19 protein-coding genes are annotated in these 18070 nt (G+C 39.3%); 17 read left to right on the top strand and 2 right to left on the bottom strand.

Annotated features, from left to right (window positions below; translation table 11 throughout):
- Positions 1 to 12 precede the first annotated feature (12 nt).
- Together filE and KTI78_RS10330 are read left to right on the top strand one after the other, a co-directional pair.
- Positions 13 to 1263 carry a putative pilus assembly protein FilE gene (filE, locus tag KTI78_RS10335; RefSeq protein WP_262446034.1) on the top strand — a complete coding sequence of 417 codons (1251 nt, stop codon included), beginning with the start codon at positions 13 to 15 and terminating at the stop codon, positions 1261 to 1263.
- 12 nt (positions 1264 to 1275) lie between these two features.
- Entirely contained in the window at positions 1276 to 3285 is a 2010-nt protein-coding gene (locus KTI78_RS10330; protein WP_262446033.1) for a protein FilF, read from the top strand.
- 56 nt (positions 3286 to 3341) lie between these two features.
- Here KTI78_RS10330 and KTI78_RS10325 read toward each other — a convergent pair whose 3' ends face one another.
- Complete coding sequence (locus tag KTI78_RS10325; RefSeq protein WP_002115876.1) at positions 3342 to 3890, bottom strand: NUDIX hydrolase; 549 nt, start codon at positions 3888 to 3890, stop codon at positions 3342 to 3344.
- Between the two features lie 114 nt (positions 3891 to 4004).
- Between KTI78_RS10325 and KTI78_RS10320 the strand changes: the two genes are divergently transcribed.
- From KTI78_RS10320 to fghA, 6 genes are all read left to right on the top strand, one after another.
- The gene (locus KTI78_RS10320; protein ID WP_080649504.1) at positions 4005 to 4631 is read left to right on the top strand and encodes a CoA pyrophosphatase; all 627 of its coding nucleotides are present in this window, start codon (positions 4005 to 4007) and stop codon (positions 4629 to 4631) included.
- A gap of 22 nt (positions 4632 to 4653) precedes the next feature.
- Positions 4654 to 5181 (top strand): gamma carbonic anhydrase family protein, encoded by a 528-nt coding sequence (locus tag KTI78_RS10315; RefSeq protein ID WP_080649728.1) that lies wholly within the window; start codon positions 4654 to 4656, stop codon positions 5179 to 5181.
- 133 nt (positions 5182 to 5314) lie between these two features.
- Entirely contained in the window at positions 5315 to 5980 is a 666-nt protein-coding gene (gene tsaB / locus KTI78_RS10310) for a tRNA (adenosine(37)-N6)-threonylcarbamoyltransferase complex dimerization subunit type 1 TsaB (RefSeq protein ID WP_262446032.1), read from the top strand.
- A gap of 9 nt (positions 5981 to 5989) precedes the next feature.
- Positions 5990 to 6781 carry a class I SAM-dependent methyltransferase gene (locus tag KTI78_RS10305; protein WP_262446031.1) on the top strand — a complete coding sequence of 264 codons (792 nt, stop codon included), beginning with the start codon at positions 5990 to 5992 and terminating at the stop codon, positions 6779 to 6781.
- A gap of 136 nt (positions 6782 to 6917) precedes the next feature.
- Complete coding sequence (locus KTI78_RS10300; RefSeq protein WP_005071224.1) at positions 6918 to 8369, top strand: C13 family peptidase; 1452 nt, start codon at positions 6918 to 6920, stop codon at positions 8367 to 8369.
- Positions 8338 to 9183 carry an S-formylglutathione hydrolase gene (gene fghA / locus KTI78_RS10295; protein WP_016142135.1) on the top strand — a complete coding sequence of 282 codons (846 nt, stop codon included), beginning with the start codon at positions 8338 to 8340 and terminating at the stop codon, positions 9181 to 9183. The genes KTI78_RS10300 and fghA overlap by 32 nt, the downstream gene beginning before the upstream one ends.
- On the opposite strand, the gene KTI78_RS10290 is transcribed toward fghA, so the two are convergent.
- Positions 9184 to 9456: a DUF2218 domain-containing protein gene (locus tag KTI78_RS10290; protein ID WP_004794449.1), complete on the bottom strand. Its 273-nt coding sequence runs from the start codon at positions 9454 to 9456 to the stop codon at positions 9184 to 9186. It lies immediately after the preceding gene.
- A 184-nt stretch (positions 9457 to 9640) separates the two neighbouring features.
- Between KTI78_RS10290 and rpe the strand changes: the two genes are divergently transcribed.
- The 9 genes from rpe (at position 9641) to argJ (ending at position 18060) form a co-directional block, all read left to right on the top strand.
- Positions 9641 to 10327, top strand: coding sequence for a ribulose-phosphate 3-epimerase (gene rpe / locus KTI78_RS10285; RefSeq protein WP_000043044.1), 687 nt, complete (start codon positions 9641 to 9643; stop codon positions 10325 to 10327).
- A gap of 355 nt (positions 10328 to 10682) precedes the next feature.
- The gene (locus tag KTI78_RS10280) at positions 10683 to 11504 is read left to right on the top strand and encodes a Cof-type HAD-IIB family hydrolase (RefSeq protein ID WP_016142134.1); all 822 of its coding nucleotides are present in this window, start codon (positions 10683 to 10685) and stop codon (positions 11502 to 11504) included.
- A 103-nt stretch (positions 11505 to 11607) separates the two neighbouring features.
- Entirely contained in the window at positions 11608 to 12003 is a 396-nt protein-coding gene (locus tag KTI78_RS10275; RefSeq protein WP_262446030.1) for a hypothetical protein, read from the top strand.
- Between the two features lie 41 nt (positions 12004 to 12044).
- Positions 12045 to 13979, top strand: coding sequence for a copper resistance system multicopper oxidase (locus tag KTI78_RS10270; protein ID WP_262446029.1), 1935 nt, complete (start codon positions 12045 to 12047; stop codon positions 13977 to 13979).
- On the top strand, positions 13966 to 14721 hold the full coding sequence (locus KTI78_RS10265) for a copper resistance protein B (RefSeq protein ID WP_224993372.1): 756 nt from the start codon (positions 13966 to 13968) through the stop codon (positions 14719 to 14721). Before KTI78_RS10270 ends, KTI78_RS10265 begins: the two co-directional genes overlap by 14 nt.
- Before the next feature lie 28 nt (positions 14722 to 14749).
- Complete coding sequence (locus tag KTI78_RS10260; protein WP_224993370.1) at positions 14750 to 15745, top strand: cation transporter; 996 nt, start codon at positions 14750 to 14752, stop codon at positions 15743 to 15745.
- 149 nt (positions 15746 to 15894) lie between these two features.
- Positions 15895 to 16215 (top strand): DMT family transporter, encoded by a 321-nt coding sequence (locus tag KTI78_RS10255; protein WP_262446028.1) that lies wholly within the window; start codon positions 15895 to 15897, stop codon positions 16213 to 16215.
- Between the two features lie 11 nt (positions 16216 to 16226).
- Positions 16227 to 16706: a methylated-DNA--[protein]-cysteine S-methyltransferase gene (locus KTI78_RS10250; RefSeq protein WP_016144407.1), complete on the top strand. Its 480-nt coding sequence runs from the start codon at positions 16227 to 16229 to the stop codon at positions 16704 to 16706.
- A gap of 133 nt (positions 16707 to 16839) precedes the next feature.
- Complete coding sequence (argJ, locus tag KTI78_RS10245; protein ID WP_262446027.1) at positions 16840 to 18060, top strand: bifunctional glutamate N-acetyltransferase/amino-acid acetyltransferase ArgJ; 1221 nt, start codon at positions 16840 to 16842, stop codon at positions 18058 to 18060.
- Positions 18061 to 18070: the final 10 nt, after the last annotated feature.

Raw genomic sequence — 18070 nt, 5'->3', positions numbered from 1 at the left:
AATTGCAAACGGATGTCTCGACCTAGATTTGCTATTGCGATTTTTTTTGTTGCAATAGCAAGTGTTTCTGTATCTTATGCAGACGGTTTTTATACGATTATTGGTCCTGATGGTCGCCCAATGATTGTTCCGAGTAAAAGGGTGGAACAAACTGTTGCACCGTCTAAAGTATTAACACATCCAGAGATAAAGGCGACTCGTCCAGAACAACAAGTATTGCCAGAAACATCTTTAAAATCAAAAGATTTGCCTAAATTAGTTAAAAAGTCTTCCAATACTGCACCAACTGCACCAACTGCACCAACTGCACCAACTGCACCAACTGCACCAACTGCACCAACTGCACCAACTATCTCGATAAATAAACAATCTACAGTTTCAAAACAAGCAAAACTCAGTAAAGAAAAAACAGAAGTTATTGATCAAAAGCCCACTCTAAAAACTAGTAAAGAAAAAACAGTAATCAAGGATTCTGCTTCCCAACAAAAGATTGAAGAAAAAGTAGAATCGAATTCAGTTCAAACCTTGTCTAAGAATGTCGTTACTTCATCAACACCGGTTGCACCAAAAAAGGATGAGACGAAGTACACTACCATTGATGGTGTTGAATACGTCAATAACGAATATTTAGAGAATCAAGAGTTTAATCTAGAAGGAAAAAAACGTTTTTATATTATGCCTGACGGTTTAGGCCGTACTGAATCTATTGAGCGTAAAAAAGGCGTCGGACAATCTATCCTTGATAACGTATTACATCGATCTCATGAAGACCAAGTCTCTTCTGTGGTATTAGCTCCTACGTATGTGAGACTATCGCACAAAGAGTTGGCAAGCACTTTTGAAAACGATTTGTGTTTTATTAATGGCTATAAAAAATCAATTAAAAAACTGACCCAAAATAAAGAAGTGGGGTTATGGCCGAGAAAACCTCTTAAAGAAAAGTTTGAATACGAAGTCGTAAAAGTAGATTCTTCTATTAAGAATATACAAGTGGCTTCTTATGCTACAACAAATGACAAGCCAGTATATTATTGGCCTCTTGCAGTTTTCTTAGATGAAAAAGGTTGTGTCTTGGAAGGTGCTAGCGGTTTTAAAAGTAAGTCTTATCCTGCGACGATTTTACAACATGCCTCAATTTTAGGTGTTTTACAGGTACCAGAACGTACACATTATATTATGTTAACGCCTTTATCTTCGGCTGTAGATATGCCGGATCAAGAGCTATCTAATCAGGGACAAATTAAAATTTCGGTATTACGTTAAAAATAAATAGGAATGATGATGAGTAAAATTTTTTTATTACCTTTTGCATTATCCACATTGGCAATTGTATTAAATGGTTGCGGTGGTGGTGGCTCAACAATTAATGAAGATCCTACTCAAGGTGGAGGTGAAATTCCAACCACTAATTTGGATTGTAAAGCTGCTAATATTTCAGATGAGTCTTGTTTAAACTTTGAATTAAATTATCCAGTTGCTGGATTGAATTTTGATTGTAGCTTATCACCGAATCAGCATTATATTACTAAATTGGTTGGTAACTCGGTGGGTGGTGCTTGTAGTATCAGTAGTAGTAAATCTGATGAAACAATTACGCTTTATCTACAAGGTAGTAATACCCGCAAGATTGCGTTAGGTACGATAAAGCTCGATACATTAGGAAAATACGGAACAACACATTTAACAGTTTTGGACATGGCAACAGCATTAACTGGCCAGCCTCCAGCTTCAATGAGTAGTTCTGATCCAACGATTAAAGTAGCAATTGCTTTAGTTAAGTTATTCCAAAGTATTGGCGTTGAACGTCGCGATAATGTGGTAGGAGATTTACAACCAACCCAATTTACTCAAGATAAGAAAAACCTGTTGACGAGTTTGACACAAGATATAACCGCAACAGAATGGAAAAATGGACAATATGCAACTCTTCTCAAACCTTGGTTAGATGTAAGCAAAGTGTCTGATGCACAAGCTTATGCACTTGTAGTTCAAGTAACGAACTTAGCAAATGCTGCATTATTCCAGGCAACTGAAGCAACTTATGCAGGATTTGCAGATCCTGTAAGTTCTCCACTACCGCTTGGGTTTTATGGTTGTAATCAGGCATTAACAGATTGCTTTAATAAATCTACCACTAATTTACGTCATATGATGGCTAACCTGTTCATGCTGACTGACCGTGAAGGTTATGCAATGGGATATGGTCTGCAATGGCGCGGTGATGCTACTTTCTATAAAGATGATAAAGGAAACGTGACTGGTGTTGCTCCACCAGTTTTATTGTGGACCAAAGCAAAACCAATGCAAATGCTGGTTGCTACCCAACAAAATGGCTGGCTCAACCCAATTTCAAAAGATATTCAATCGACTCAGCCATTACGTTTGAGCGTTGATAGCAATGCGAATAATGATTTGCAAATCTATCAAGGTAAGTTTATGAACGATTATGCTGTTGCGGGTAGTGAAGGTTTTTATAAGCAATTAACACGTTCAACAACAGGGAATATGCAGCATTATGGTTTATGGCGACAAACAGTAGGCACAGAAAACTATAAGGGTTCACTTGATATTATTAAAGCCAATCCAATTAGTTATCTTGGAAAAGAAATCTTTAAGACAGCAGCTAATGTGAGTTCTGGTCAACGTTATGTCTTCCCATTATATGCAACCTTAACATTCAGATTTGATACGACAGGGATAGCTCCTATCGATTTAGGTATTGTTGTTAATGAAAAGGGAGATATTCGTACGGATATTAAACCAACTGCAACTGCAACAGATATGTCTGGTCAATGTGCAACAGTAGCAGACAATAGCTTAATTGATAGTAATGGAGTACAACAATATAGACTTGGTACTACTGGAGGAACGCAGTCATCTGAAAATGATAGCTCTATTCCTGTTCGTATGATTTTATCACACCCTCAGTTAGGTAACCTTAATGGGATTTTGATGGGACTTAACTCTGTAATCAAACCAGATTCTGACCCAGAAGATAAGATAGATGACTCAATTTCAGTGGGTGGCGCTAAGATTAACCTCTATAATCTATTAGCAGGTCAAAACAGCAGTAGTAGTATTAATTTAAGTGATTATGACAACAAGACTGCGCGTTGGGTTAATCTGTATGCTTTCTATCAAGCTGTCTATAATAATATTAAGGATATTAGTCCCGCACCAACAGATGAAGAAAAAGCATTAGCACAACGTATTACTGGAACCGTGTCAATTAAACTTGCCGATCAGTCTATTCCAGCTTGTAAAGCAATTAAAACTAAGTCTTAAAAATAAAAGGTAAATAAAAAAGACCGCTAAAGCGGTCTTTTTTATTATCTAATTGATTAACCTGTATGGTCTAAACGAGTCCCCAAAGTTTCAAGATGGGTTGGGAACACTTGTTTTTTACGGTCTTCAAAATAATGTCTTAAAGTGTGTTCAACACTAGGGAAGGCTAGTTCTCCCCATGGAATTTCATGCTCTTCAAACAGACGACTCTCAATACTTTCTTCACCTGCACCAAAAATGCCATCTTTCAGCTGTGCTTTGAAAAGTACATAAATTTGACCAATACGCGGAATATTGTACATACAGTACAGTTGTTCTATTTCTATCTCGGCTTCTGCTTCTTCACGAGTTTCGCGTGCTGCACCTTGTTCCATGGTTTCGAACAATTCCATATACCCGGCAGGCAAAGTCCATAAACCATAACGAGGTTCAATCGCACGACGACAGAGTAATACTTTGTCTTCCCATAACGCTAAGGCACCGCAGATTACTTTGGGATTTTCATAGTGAATATTTCCACAATGAGTACAAACACGGCGTACTTTATGATCACCTAAAGGAATTTTTTGTTCGGTTTTATGCCCACACGCTACACAGAAACTCATAATTATCATCGAGTATAGAGATGCCTCAGCATAACTGAATTTTTAGACTTACGCATCAACTCTATTCCCTAAGTTTGATTTTCAGATATGATGCAAAGAGAGACAGAATAATAGGTGAAAGGTATGGAAGAGCACTTGCTAACACAAAAGTTACAGCAAAGATTGCGCTTTTCCACCCGCATACAAGAAGCACAAGCAGCAGTACTCATTGCAATTACGAATGAGAATAATCCAAAGGTACTGCTTACACGCCGTTCAATACATATGAACAACCATGCGGGGGAAGTTTCTTTTCCGGGTGGAAAGCGTGATCCTAGTGATACCAGTAATATTGTTGTAGCGTTAAGAGAAGCTCAGGAAGAGACAGCTTTAAATCCGTTTGATGTACAGTTGTTAGGTGATTTGCCGATGCAGCGTGCAAGAAGCGGTTTGTCTGTAAAACCAATCGTTGGGCTTATTCCTCCAGAGGTGACTTTAATACCTCAGCCCACCGAAATTGATCGAATTTTCTTTGTACCGTTACAGCAACTTATCGAGACGCGTCCGACACCCTATGAAGTTCGATATGCTCATCAGTCTTTATATTTTCCAAGCCTACAGATTGATAATGAAATTATTTGGGGTTTAACTGCTCGTATGTTAGTTGCACTGTTTAAATATGGATTAGGTTATCAAAAAGATTGGCCATTTTTACTTAACTCACCAACCTTTGGAATGCCAAAGTTTTCTCATAAAAAATAAAGATCAGGATTGATAAATTATGATGTATAGCTATCAAGGCCAGCACCCAAAAGCCTTACATGAACCATGGGATGGTTGGGTTGCTCCAACTGCAACGCTTATTGGGCAGGTAGAACTAGGCCGTCAGGTCAGTATTTGGTTTGGTGCGGTAGTGCGTGCTGATAACTGTGTCGTTCGAATTGGTAATTTTTCTAATATTCAAGAAAATTCTGTACTACATACCGATGCTGGACTTGAGTTAAATATTGGTGAATATGTCACGGTCGGTCATAAAGTCATGCTGCATGGTTGTACGATTGGTGATAATAGTTTGATTGGTATGAACGCCGTAATTTTAAATCGGGCTGTGATTGGTAAAAATTGTATTATCGGTGCTAATGCTTTAATTCCTGAAGGGAAGGTGATTCCAGATAATTCAGTGGTGATGGGCTCACCTGGCAAAATTGTCAAAACTTTAGATGAAGATGGCGCTGCAAAAATACGATTGAGTGCATTGCATTATGCAGAGCACTTTAAGAACTATGCAGATTTAAAAGAATTCCACTTTTAAAATTTGAGTAAGATATGTTCTGTGCCAAGCACAAGCTTGGCATTTTTATTTAGACAGAGAACAACTCGCCTATCAGAGCCGAGTGGGGTATCATAACCCTCGTTTTTAATCTGATTTAATACTAAGGTTGTGCATGAAATTGCTGGCGTTGGAAACTGCAAATGAGCAGTGTTCTATTTCATTAGTCGATGAAACCCAAGAACTGTTTTTTCAACTCGATACGCGGGCGAAAGCACAAACCCAGACCATTTTGCCCATGATTGAGCAGGGGCTACAAGAAACAGGTCTTGAAGTTGCTGGTTTAGATGCAATTGCCTTTAGCCGTGGGCCAGGTTCTTTTAGTGGTGTCCGAATTAATGCAGCTGTGACTCAGGCATTGGCATGGTCACAAGATTTACTAGTCATTCCAGTTTCTACTTTACAAGCTTTAGCTCAAGCGGCATACCGACTTGAAGGTTTGAAACAAGTGACTGCGGTACTCGATGCGCGTATGAATGAAGTTTATATCGCAAGTTTTGTTCTAAATGAACAAGGTATCATGCAGTGTATTGATGAAGAAAAATTAATGGGTTACGAGCTAGCAGCTATTTACGCAAAGCATTGCTTAATTGGTTCTGGCGCAAAACTACTTCAAGCTGATGCAGAGCATCAAACAATCACCGCAACTGCACAAGATATTGCTTCGATTGCACGTGTTTATGCAGCGCAAAAGCAGTGGGTTGATGCCGAACATGCTTTGCCAGTTTATTTACGTGATGATGCATGGAAAAAGATAGCGGATCAGGGTAAAGCAAAATAAAGGCTAATCATGCACATATATTTTGAAGTAGATTTTCAAGAACAAGCACAGCACTACCAAGCTGTGCTTTGTTCTAGAGGTGTGACTGTCGATTTGCAGTTAGTTGAAAAACTGAATGCACGTTTTTTACGTTTAAATCCTGAGTTGGCACTGTGTGTAGATGAAAATGGATTATGGCTATCTGCAAATGGCATGAAAATGCAGCCTGACTGGAAAGCTGAAATTCCCCGTTTAAAGCGTGCAAGTCTTAAATCAGAAATGATTGCCCGTGCTTGTCAGTTAGGTGAAAAACCCATACTTGTTGATGCTACAGCAGGCTTAGGTCACGATAGTTTACTCATGGCTTACCTTGGTGCACAAATACAATTGGTTGAACGCCATCCAATTTTGTTTACCTTACTTGAAGATGCAAAAGCACAAGCTGAACAAGATAGTTTTTTAAGCCAGTTTATGGATCGGATTCAACTGATCTTTGCTGATTCTGCAACTTATTTACAACAGTTACAGCAGGAAGCCCAAACGGTTGATGTGGTGTATTTAGATCCGATGTTTCCGCAGCGTGACCAGAATCACCAAGCCATCAAAAAACAAGCTCAAGTCAAAAAACAGATGCAGCTTTTACATCTTCTTTTACCCGAAGATGGTGAAATGGATTTAGGGGATAATTTGCTGGTTTTGGCGCAGAAAGTTGCTAAACGTGTAGTTGTTAAACGGCCACGACATGCTATTTTTTTGGCAAATCAAGAGCCAGCTCATCAATGGCAAGGAGATGCTTGTCGTTTTGATGCGTATTTTCAGTAGGCTTATGTAAGGTTAGGTTTTATTGCTTGAATAATGCACAAATATATGTGATATAGTTCAAAAGCATGATTGCTAAAATTCTTAGCAGGCATACACTTAAGATGCCTGTCAAAAACGAAATTTTTGAAAACCTTCTATGATTGATCTTAAACCCTCCATTAACTTTTGGCATGATTTTAAAAGCAACCAAATTGCCGGAATGTGGCTGTTTTTGGGGTCAAGACGTTCTTTACAGATAGTGCATCCATCTATCCTTCAGCTCATCGTTTGGGGGATTTTAGGAGGGTGTACCAACTCTCTTTATAGTTGGCTTGTGGCGGGTCAAATCGGTGATTTCAATTCACAAGGTTTAATTGGTTATGCACTTTGGCCATTTATTGCCTTAATTGTTGGTATTTTCTTATCACAGCGAACCAATCAACCTCGCTTAATGCTAGTACCTGCTTTATTGTGGTTGGTTCTAGATACCAATATCTTATTAATTCAATGTTTAATTCAATATTTAGGTTCTAACGGTTATCTCAACTTTATTCCCGATGCTATTTATAACGGAATATTGCCGAGCTTATTTGTAGCTTTGTTTGTATGGCAAAGTTTAGCAGTAATTTGGGTTTTCTCACGTGAACTCAAGTGGCCTTGGTGGGAACGTGCACTGGTTATGGTTGCGACTATTGCAACGATGGTGGTGTGGCAACTTTCTGTAAAAGACCAACCGATTTGGAAGGTAGAAGATTCTGCTCCAACGTTTGCTGAAGATGCTTTTTATGCGCAAAGTAAACTATTAAATGATTCTTTGGAGCAAGTCCAATATGGTGAACTTGCTAAGAGTCATTGGTATTTTTTAGGTGTTGCTGGCGATAGTTATCAAGACGTTTTTAAATCGGAAGTGGTCCGTATTAAAGAACAGTTTGATACACGCTTTGGAACAATTGGGCGCTCAATGATGCTGGTCAATAATCCAGACACCCGCACAGAAATTCCGATTGCATCTAAAACAAGTATCGAGTTAGCCCTACGCCGTATGGGCCAGCAAATGAACCGTGATAGTGATGTTTTATTTCTATATATGACTTCACACGGTGAACAAAATCATTTTGAAATTGAAAATGCACCACTAGATTTAGGACAAGTCGATCCGAAATGGTTGCGAGAAACACTTGATAAATCTGGTATTCGCTGGCGTGTGATCGTTATCTCAGCCTGCTATTCAGGAAGTTTTATTCCTGCTTTACAGTCTCCAGATACTTTAATTATTACTGCTTCAGCTGCTGATAAAACTTCTTTTGGGTGTAATAACGAAGCTGACTATACCTATTTTGGTCGAGCTTTCTTTGATTTGGCGATGCGAGAGCAATCGTCGATGAAAGATTCGTTTAACACAGCTAAGCAAACTGTAACCAAATGGGAAGTGGCTCAAGGTGTTGAACCTTCAGAGCCTCAGTGGATGATCGGTAAAAATATGGAACTTATGCTACCTCAGTTGGAAAAATATCTATTTCCTCAGCAAAATACGGGTAGTGTAGATATTGCTCAAACAAAAACAGAGGCTAAAAACGATGCAACTCCTGCAAAAAAACCGCTGCTTTGAGGGCGAGCAGCGTATATACCAATTTGAATCTTCTTATTTAAAAGGATCAGCTAAGTTTGGTGTTTATTTACCACCGGCAGCTTTAGAAGGTAAAGCTTGCTCAACTTTATTTTACTTAGCTGGTTTAACGTGTACTGAAGAAACCTTTGCCATAAAAGCGCATGCACAGCATATGGCAGCACAACTAAGCCTCATACTGATTACACCTGATACTTCTCCTCGTGGAGAACAAGTCGCAGCAGGGGATCATTGGGATATTGGGCAAGGCGCGGGCTTTTATATTAATGCAACACAAGCACCTTGGTCTGAGCATTATCAAATGGAAAGTTATTTAATAGATGAGTTATATCCACTCATTTTAAAAAGCTTTCCTGTAAATGCTCAACAAGTCGGTATCTTTGGGCACTCAATGGGTGGTCACGGTGCATTAACTTTAGCGTTTAAATATCCAGAAAAGTTTAAGTCAGTATCTGCTTTTGCTCCGATCTGTGCACCAACTGAATGTGCATGGGGAGACAAAGCCTTTAGCCATTATTTGGGTGCAGACCGCGAAAGCTGGTTGGCTCATGATGCTACAGCGTTGGTCTCAAAAAATGGGGCAGTATTTGACGAAATTTTGGTTGATCAGGGCTTAGATGACCAATTTTATGAACAACTTCACCCTGAAAAATTTAAGCAAGCATGTTTAAAAGCGGGACAGCCTTTAACTTTAAGACAACATGCTGGTTATGACCATGGCTATTACTTTATTCAAACCTTTATGGATGAGCACTTACAGTTTCATGCAATCCAGTTAGAAAAGGTTGGCGGCTAATTAGTGCTGCCACTCTACCTGAAATTCTTGTTGAGCCATACGGTTTAGATGATCAAGGACAACTTTTTCTAAGTGGTCGTGGTCATCTAATTGGCTATCAATAGCAACATTTAACTGCTCTGTTTCTGGTGCAAGTGTAATCGTTGCTGTAGGCATTAAGATTTTAAAGTCTTGTTCAGTTTCTTGTACTTCGAACTTGTGTTTCCAATGATTAACCAGACGTTTTGCAATGCGTTTTCCATCGTTTGTTAATAGATAAGTTGTGCTTTTCATTATCAATCCTCACATTGGTTTAATGTACCTTAACAAATTCGTTTAGACGTTAGCATTCTATTGTTGCAACGTTACGTTTCAAGTTTGAAATGTTGTCATTTAAACAAGGAAGCGCGGGCCAAGTAGTTTCTTTTTTGTTATAATTTTAAGCCTCTCCTTAAATTTTTAGCCAGGTCATTCACCTATGTCCAAGCCCTACTTAATTGCTCCTTCTATTTTATCTGCCGATTTTGCTCGTTTAGGCGAAGATGTAGACAAAGTGTTAGCCGCAGGTGCCGATGTAGTACATTTTGATGTGATGGATAATCACTACGTTCCAAATTTAACTTTTGGTGCAGGTGTATGTAAGGCTTTAAAAAATTATGGGATTACAGCGCCAGTTGATGTGCATCTAATGGTATCTCCAGTTGACCGAATTATTGGAGACTTTTTGGAAGCTGGCGCAGATATTATTACATTCCACCCAGAAGCATCTCACCACATTGATCGTTCACTACAGCTGATTAAGTCTGGTGGTGCTAAAGCAGGCTTAGTTTTCAACCCAGCAACGCCATTGCACTATCTTGATTATGTACTTGATAAAGTTGACCAAATTTTATTAATGAGTGTAAACCCAGGTTTTGGTGGACAAAAGTTCATTCCAATGACTTTAGAAAAATTACGTGAAGCTCGTAAAATCATTGATGCAAGTGGTCGTGATATTCGTTTAGAAGTTGATGGTGGCGTTGGCCCTGCAAATATCCGTGAAATTGCAGAAGCTGGGGCAGATATGTTTGTTGCAGGTTCAGCAATTTTTGGTCAACCAGATTATAAAGTTGTGATTGATCAAATGCGTGCAGAACTTGCAAAAGTAGGTAGCGTAGACGCTTAAAAAAGATATTGATCTGAGAATAAGCTTGTGGATAACTTTGTTTATAACTGTATGGATAACTGTGTTGATAACCGTATGGATAAGGTGTTGGTAAAATAAACAAAATTAGATCAACCGTTTATTCTCTAGACAAAAATGATGAAAAAAGAACGTTTTGGCGTTCTTTTTTTATGCGCACTGTATATTTTATTATCTGGTTTTTTATTAAGCTTTACTAAAAAATAACCTGTGTAAAAAACGAGATGGCTCTGTGTAAAACTTTTTGTGAATAGTTCGGTATAAAACTGTAAAAGTGTCATGAAAAATAAAGCTAAATTTGTTTTAATAAGATTTTAGCCAGAGATTTAGATAATTAATGTCGATAAAAATTTTAGCGGTAGATATGGATGGGACTTTTCTTAATTCTAAGAAGCAGTACAACAAAACACGTTTTTTAAATCAGTACGAACAATTAAAACGAAATAATATTCATTTTGTGGTCGCAAGCGGAAACCAACTCGCAAAGCTTATTACCTATTTCCCAGAAATTAGTCATGAAATTACTTTTATTGCAGAAAATGGTGCGCACGTTGTAGATGCAGGACAAGAGTTAGCATTTGCTCATTTAAGCCAAGAACAATTTACTGAAATTTTAAAAGCGATTGACTCTACATATATTTCTAAAATGGTCATTTGTGGGAAACAAAGTGCTTATGTACATCGCAGTATGAATGCAGAGGACTATGCCAAAGTCGCTCGATATTTTGAAAAGCTGACAGTTGTAGATGACTTTTATGCACTAGATGACTTGGTATGTAAAATTACCTTTACTGCCGATGAGAATGAAAGCTTTACGATTTTTGAACATTTCCAGAAGCAAAGTTTTGTGAAAGATAAGGTCTTAGTACCTGTTTCAAGTGGTTTTAATTTTATTGATTTAATCCTTCCAGACCAACATAAAGCCCATGGTTTAAAGCTATTACTACAAAAATGGCAGGTTGAACCTGATCAGGTAGTCGCGATTGGTGATAACAATAATGATATTCAGATGATTAAAGCTGTGGGGTATGGGTTTGCTGTTGAAAATGCAGTAGAAGCTTTAAAAGCTGTAGCTCCTTATGCAACTGTAAGTAACGAACAAGAGGGGGCATTACATGTGATTGATTTAGTGCTTCAGCAACAAACACCATTTTCTTAATCACCTAAAAACAAACAGTTAAGAATGAAAATTGTATCTGTTTTAAAACTTGGTTATGCTAATGGAGTTAAGATTAATCGTCGGTTCTAGGCAATAAGCTCTAATGACTCTACAACACTTACGCAAGTATGCTTGGTTTGTGTTCCTAATGACTTTGGTCATTGGGTGGAGTGGCGTGTCTATTGCTCAGACGCCGATGCAGCATGATCTTCCTACTATGCCGTGTCATAGTGAAAAAATTTCGCATACCAATATGCATAGTCATGCTAGTGATCAAGCCATATGCCATGAGTCTATGGATCAGGTTTCTCACTCGCATGGTGAGCATTGTCAGGACTGTAACCCGGTTCATTGTCAGATTGTGAATCTGGCATTACAGCAAGCGTTACCGGATCTTGAATCACAATTCATTCCTATTTCCTCTCAATTTAGCAGTATTTATCAGGCTCAGCATTTAGCTGGATACTGGCAAGAGATTTTACGCCCACCTAAAGCTTAATCCTTTCTTACTTATTTTTTTAATTAAAAAGGATTACTGCAATGTCTCATAAAACAATTAGCAGCCTCGTCGCTGTATTTGGTCTATTGGTTTCACCATGGACTCTTGCCGCAATTAAGGAATATCACCTGAATATTAATGAACAACAGGTGAATATTACGGGTCAACCGCTAAAGCGAATTACCGTAAATGGAAAATTTACAGCCCCACTTCTTGAGTTTGAGGAAGGGGATGAGGCTGTGATTCATGTTCATAATCAATTAAAGAATCAAGACACGTCTTTACACTGGCATGGGTTGTTACTGCCAGGGTTAATGGATGGCGTACCGGGTTTCAATGGTTTTAAAGGAATCGCGCCAAATGGAGATTTTGTTTACCGCTTTAAGGTGAAACAAAACGGTACCTATTGGTATCACGCCCATAGTAAAGGCCAAGAGCAAGATGGTTTATATGGCCCGCTCGTGATTTATCCAAAAGGGAAAATACCCGTAGCTGCACATGAAAAAACTGATCGTGATTATGTAGTGATGCTTTCAGATTTTCATCATTCTTCTAGCGATAGCATTATGAAGAATTTGAAAAAATCTGCTGAGTATTATCAAAACCGCCGTGAAACCGTATCGGATGTTTGGAAGCAAGTTAAAGCACAAGGCTTAAAAGCAACTTGGCAAGATCGTTCGATGTGGAATCAGATGCGGATGTTAAAAACCGATATGTCTGATGTGACGGGCTATACTTTCTTAGTCAACGGTAAGACACCACAGCAAAACTGGACAGGTAATTTTAAAGCTGGCGAGAAGGTTCGATTACGATTTATTAATGCATCGGCAATGTCATTCTTTGACGTTAGAATCCCAAATTTGAAAATGACAGTTGTAAGTGCAGATGGGCAGCCAGTTAAGCCTGTAGCAATTGATGAGTTTCGTATTGGTACAGCCGAAACTTATGATGTCATTGTAGAACCTAAACAGCCAAATTATCAGATTGAAGCAGAGTCCATTGACCGTAGTGGTTTTGCCATTGGGACTTTGCACAATGAAAATACTCAGGTGGTTGGACCAGTTCAAATGCCAGAGCCACGTCCACGTTCTTTGCTAACCATGGATGATATGGGCATGAGTCATGGCAATGGGGCGAGTGATAAATATGCTGGCCATCAAATGAACATGCAACATGACATGTCGACTATGCCTGACATGAAAAAAGAGGTGGGCCAGACTAATCATGATCATGCAATGATGAGCATGGATCATGACATGAAAAATATGTCATCTAGCCAACATGATCATTCTATGATGCAAATGAAGCACGACATGTCAGCGATGCCTGAGATGAAGCATGATATGCCGGCAATTCCATCGGGTGAGCATGACCACGCTATGATGAATATGAATCATGAGATGCCGACTCAATCTGAGAATAAGCCTAAAAAGGATGAACCAGTTTATGGCTGGGCAAATGCTTCAACGCCAGCGGGTATGAAAGCACTGCAATATAGCGATTTGCAGTCTTTAAGTCCTCAACCAGATACACGTGCGCCAGAGCGAGAGTTAGTCATTCGTTTAGGCGGCAACATGGAGCGCTATATCTGGACTATTAATGGCAAGAAATTTAGCGAAGCTGCGCCCTTGCAAGTTAAATATGGCGAACGTATTCGCTTGAAGTTTGTGAATGACAGCATGATGGCGCATCCAATGCATTTACATGGCATGTTTATGCAATTGGAAAATGGTCAGCAAGCTGAAAACTTACCGAATAAACATACCGTTATTGTTCCATCAGGAAAGACAGTTACTGCGTTATTGACAGCCGATGCCTTAGGAGAATGGGCGATTCATTGCCACCTGCTTTATCACATGAGTGCTGGAATGATGAATAAATTGATTGTGGCTCAAGTGAATGATGGAGCAGTAGATGCATCTCAAGCACCTGTTCAATCTGAAAATGAAAAAGGAGCGAGTCATGCGCATCACTAAGTTATTTTCTCAAATGATATGTTGCGGTATTTTCTCTGGCATCTCTATATTTAGTTTTGCTCAAGACCCCTTAACGCATGATCATTTACGTGAACATGGTGGTCAGGTTTATCAAGCAACAAAAATTGATACTGGCTGGACTCAAAACGAAGAAGAAGAAGGTAGTTTTTCTTCTGAATTAGAAACTTGGGTGGGAACGGATGAAAACAAATTGTTCATTAAAGCCCATGTTGATAAAGCCGAGTCGGAAGATGCTAATTACGGCGGTTCAGTACTTTACAGTCGAAATATAGCTGACTATTGGGATGTACAGGCTGGGGTAAACTACGAGCGTTCGCAGAGGGAAGATGAAAAGCAAGATCGCTGGGCTGGTGTAGTAGGTTTACATGGCATGGCACCTTACTTTTTTGAAACTGATGCTTATCTTTATGCAGGTGAAGATCAGCTATGGAAGTTAAGTTTAGAAACGGAAAGGGACTTACTCTTTACCCAAAAGTTAATTGGTAAACCTTATTTAAAAGTAGATGTTATTTTGCAAGATGAATCTCGCTATGCAAGTAAAACAGGTTTATCAAATTTACAAGCTGGTTTTCAAACTCGTTATGAAATCAACAAAAAAGTGATGCCGTTTGTTGATGTTGGTTACGGCTATGAAAAAGGTTTAAAACAAACTGCTTGGCAAACTGGAACCGACTCTGAACATGGTTGGTATTATGGAGCAGGGTTAACACTTAAGTTCTAATTGCTGAACAAAAATTAAGCTTAATGACATGCCATTGGTTTATACTAATGGCATTGTTTTTTGTGTCAGTTATGGTGCACAGATGGCTTTAGAAAAACAACAGAATCAAATACATTTAAGTAAAACTAGTTCTAGCTGCGGGTGCTCAAGCGTACCGTCTCAGGAGTATTCCACTCCTAGTGAACCTGTGACTAGAAAGAGTCAATGGGTAAGTTATTATCATATTCCTCGTATGGATTGTGCAGCCGAAGAGCAAATGGTGAGGATGGCTTTGGCCTCTTACGCTGACGATATCCAAGAGCTTCATTTTGACTTGCCAGCACGACATTTGGCGATTTATCACAGTGTTCAAGCTGAAATGATTACTCAAAGTCTACAGCGTTTAGGGCTAGGGGCTGAACTACAACAAACACAGCCACATTATGAACCCGTTGAAAAACCAAAAAAGGTACGAGCCAGTTCTTCAAGTAATGCAGCACAAAAGCAAGTTTTACAATGGTTGTTGCTGATTAATGGGGTCATGTTTGTCATTGAGTTGATGGCAGGCATTATTGCTTCATCGACAGGTTTAATTGCTGACTCGCTTGATATGTTTGCCGATGCTGCAATTTATGGCATTGCTTTATTTGTGGTAGGTAAAAATCTAAATGCACAATTAAAGGCTGCGCATCTTTCTGGATGGTTTCAGTTCGCTTTAGCCATGATTGTGTTAATCGATGTATTGCGTCGTTTTATTTACGGCAGTGAACCTGTTTCAATTCTCATGATTTTAATTGGCGGATTAGCGCTTGCGGCCAATATTAGTTGCCTTTATTTAATGAGAGACCATAAAGAGAGCGGGGCACATATGAAGGCAAGTTATATCTTTTCTGCAAATGATGTCATCGTAAACTTAGGTGTCATTGTTGCGGGAATATTGGTTGCCATGACAGGCTCTCGTTATCCTGATTTGATTATTGGATTAATTATTGTTTTGTTTGTCTTAAATGGTGCACGAAAAATTCTACAGTTAAAAAGTGAATAAGATTCTCTAAGACAGGCAAGCTTTAGATAGGGTTTGCCTTCATTTTTTATTTTAAAGTAAACTGAGTCCTCACATAAAGGAGGAACGACCTCCCCCATATTGGGTAATCATGTCGGGACGACCTGACACTATAAAAATTAGTGAATGTTATGGCTTGGGCTATTTTAATTTTAGCAGGTGTATTTGAAATCATTTGGGCATACTCTATGAAAATGTCCGAAGGTTTTACCCGTTTAACCCCTATTATTATTACCGTAGTTTTTATGATTTTGAGTGTAGTTCTACTTTCAATTTCAATGAAAACGTTACCCCTTGGCACTGCCTATACGGTTTGGACAGGAATTGGCGCAATTGGGTCATTTTTAGTCGGTATTTTCTTTCTTCATGAGCCTATTGGCGCTATGCGAATGATTGCCGCTGTCTTGATTGTGTCAGGTTTGGTTTTAATGAAAATTTCATCGCCGTCCTAAGAGAATAAACTATGTTGCTGTCTTATAAGTATATCAATTCGCCTGTTGGGCAATTAAAGCTAGTTGCGAATGAAAATGCTTTGGTGGCAGTACTCTGGGACAATGAAAATCCAAAACGTGTTCGACTGGCCGAGCTGGTCGAACAACTTGAACATCCCGTTTTATTAAAGACCGAACAACAATTAGAAGAATATTTTGAAGGTAAGCGCCGTGAGTTTACATTGCCACTAGATTTTGAAGGGACTGCATTTCAAAAGCTGGTCTGGTCTGCTTTACTGACCATCCCTTATGGCGAAACAAGAAGTTATAAAGATATTGCTGTTCAAATTGGAAATGAAAAAGCGGTGAGAGCAGTGGGCGCGGCAAATGGCAAAAACCCGATTTCAATTATTGCACCTTGTCACCGAGTCATTGGTGCGGGTGGTGCTTTAGTGGGTTTTGCTGGCGGGCTTGATAAGAAAGATATTTTATTAAAACTAGAGCAACAATGAGCCGTTTTTGCGCTCGATTTTTTTAGACTTTTCTACTAAGCTGTCAATTACGATATTTCATAAGGCTGGTGCTTCATTGCATCACTTTTTTTGAAATATTGATCTTATTCAACAAACTTTGGATGTTCTAAAAATGGCTGTCGGTGACGTAACAATGCCACAAATGCATGTGGTAAAAGGTGTAAAAATTGGCTCAACAGAAGCATATGTACGTTACCAAAACCGACGAGATTTAGTCATTTTTGAGTTTGCAGAAGGTTCAAATGTTGCTGGTGTATTTACTCAAAATGCATTTTGTGCAGCGCCTGTTCATGTCTCTAAAGCCCATCTTGCCGAAGGTAACCCTCGTTATTTAGTGATTAATACGGGTAATGCCAATGCGGGAACTGGGCCTACGGGTTTGAAAAATGCTCAGGATACTTGCGCGAAGTTAGCGGAGCTTGCTGGAGTAAACAGTTTTGAAGTTCTTCCATTTTCTACGGGTGTGATTGGTGAGCAGCTTCCAATGGAGCGTTTACTTGCTGGGCTGCAGCCGGCGTTAAATACTTTGCAAGACACGGCATGGAATGACGCTGCATCTGGCATCATGACGACAGACACCGTACCTAAAGGTGCATCTGAACAATTTGAGCTTGATGGTATGACTTATACCATGACAGGTATTAGTAAAGGCGCGGGAATGATTCGCCCGAACATGGCAACCATGTTGAGCTTTGTGGCCACAGACGCACCTATTCGCCGTGATTTAGTACAAAAGCTATTAAAGACCACGGTTGAGCATTCATTTAACCGTATTACGATTGATGGCGATACCTCAACAAATGACTCTTGTATTTTTGTAGCAACAGGTCAGGCTGGTGGTGCTGAAATTACATCAGAGAGCGATGCACGCTACGCTAAAGTGTTAGAAGTACTTGCTCGTGTAATGAATCGTTTAGCACAGTTAATTGTCCGTGATGGCGAAGGCGCGACGAAGTTTATTACTGTGGTTGTAGAAGGCGGCGCAAATACTCAAGAATGTTGTGACATTGCTTATAGCATTGCGCATTCACCACTTGTCAAAACTGCACTTTTTGCGTCGGACCCGAACTGGGGACGTATTTTAGCTGCAATTGGCTATGCAGGAGTTAAAGACTTAGACGTGTCTAAAATTCAAGTGTGGTTAGACGATGTACAAATCTGTAAAGACGGCGGCGCAGCTGAGGACTATACCGAAGAAGCGGGCGCGCGCGTTATGGCTCAAACCGAAATTACCATTCGTGTTGATTTAGGACGTGGTCAGGCCAAAGACACGGTATATACCTGTGACTTATCTTACGACTATGTCAAAATTAATGCTGATTACCGTTCTTAAATATCAGTTA

This window comes from Acinetobacter sp. WU_MDCI_Abxe161 (genome assembly GCF_025514355.1).
GTDB classification, from domain to species: Bacteria; Pseudomonadota; Gammaproteobacteria; order Pseudomonadales; family Moraxellaceae; genus Acinetobacter; species Acinetobacter pittii_E.
Note: the sequence above shows the minus strand (reverse complement) of the source record. Positions and strands in the feature narration are given on the sequence as shown.

What these genes read in the sequence shown, in the direction of transcription:
- KTI78_RS10265 (WP_224993372.1), top strand. Translation starts at nt 13,966, where the DNA reads ATGCGCATCACTAAGTTATTTTCTCAAATGATATGTTGCGGTATTTTC.
- KTI78_RS10290 (WP_004794449.1), bottom strand. Translation starts at nt 9,456, where the DNA reads ATGAAAAGCACAACTTATCTATTAACAAACGATGGAAAACGCATTGCA.
- KTI78_RS10330 (WP_262446033.1), top strand. Translation starts at nt 1,276, where the DNA reads ATGATGATGAGTAAAATTTTTTTATTACCTTTTGCATTATCCACATTG.
- KTI78_RS10315 (WP_080649728.1), top strand. Translation starts at nt 4,654, where the DNA reads ATGTATAGCTATCAAGGCCAGCACCCAAAAGCCTTACATGAACCATGG.
- rpe (WP_000043044.1), top strand. Translation starts at nt 9,641, where the DNA reads ATGTCCAAGCCCTACTTAATTGCTCCTTCTATTTTATCTGCCGATTTT.
- KTI78_RS10325 (WP_002115876.1), bottom strand. Translation starts at nt 3,890, where the DNA reads ATGAGTTTCTGTGTAGCGTGTGGGCATAAAACCGAACAAAAAATTCCT.
- KTI78_RS10255 (WP_262446028.1), top strand. Translation starts at nt 15,895, where the DNA reads ATGGCTTGGGCTATTTTAATTTTAGCAGGTGTATTTGAAATCATTTGG.
- tsaB (WP_262446032.1), top strand. Translation starts at nt 5,315, where the DNA reads ATGAAATTGCTGGCGTTGGAAACTGCAAATGAGCAGTGTTCTATTTCA.
- KTI78_RS10300 (WP_005071224.1), top strand. Translation starts at nt 6,918, where the DNA reads ATGATTGATCTTAAACCCTCCATTAACTTTTGGCATGATTTTAAAAGC.
- KTI78_RS10280 (WP_016142134.1), top strand. Translation starts at nt 10,683, where the DNA reads ATGTCGATAAAAATTTTAGCGGTAGATATGGATGGGACTTTTCTTAAT.
- KTI78_RS10305 (WP_262446031.1), top strand. Translation starts at nt 5,990, where the DNA reads ATGCACATATATTTTGAAGTAGATTTTCAAGAACAAGCACAGCACTAC.
- filE (WP_262446034.1), top strand. Translation starts at nt 13, where the DNA reads ATGTCTCGACCTAGATTTGCTATTGCGATTTTTTTTGTTGCAATAGCA.
- argJ (WP_262446027.1), top strand. Translation starts at nt 16,840, where the DNA reads ATGGCTGTCGGTGACGTAACAATGCCACAAATGCATGTGGTAAAAGGT.
- KTI78_RS10260 (WP_224993370.1), top strand. Translation starts at nt 14,750, where the DNA reads ATGCCATTGGTTTATACTAATGGCATTGTTTTTTGTGTCAGTTATGGT.
- KTI78_RS10270 (WP_262446029.1), top strand. Translation starts at nt 12,045, where the DNA reads ATGTCTCATAAAACAATTAGCAGCCTCGTCGCTGTATTTGGTCTATTG.
- fghA (WP_016142135.1), top strand. Translation starts at nt 8,338, where the DNA reads ATGCAACTCCTGCAAAAAAACCGCTGCTTTGAGGGCGAGCAGCGTATA.
- KTI78_RS10275 (WP_262446030.1), top strand. Translation starts at nt 11,608, where the DNA reads ATGACTCTACAACACTTACGCAAGTATGCTTGGTTTGTGTTCCTAATG.
- KTI78_RS10250 (WP_016144407.1), top strand. Translation starts at nt 16,227, where the DNA reads ATGTTGCTGTCTTATAAGTATATCAATTCGCCTGTTGGGCAATTAAAG.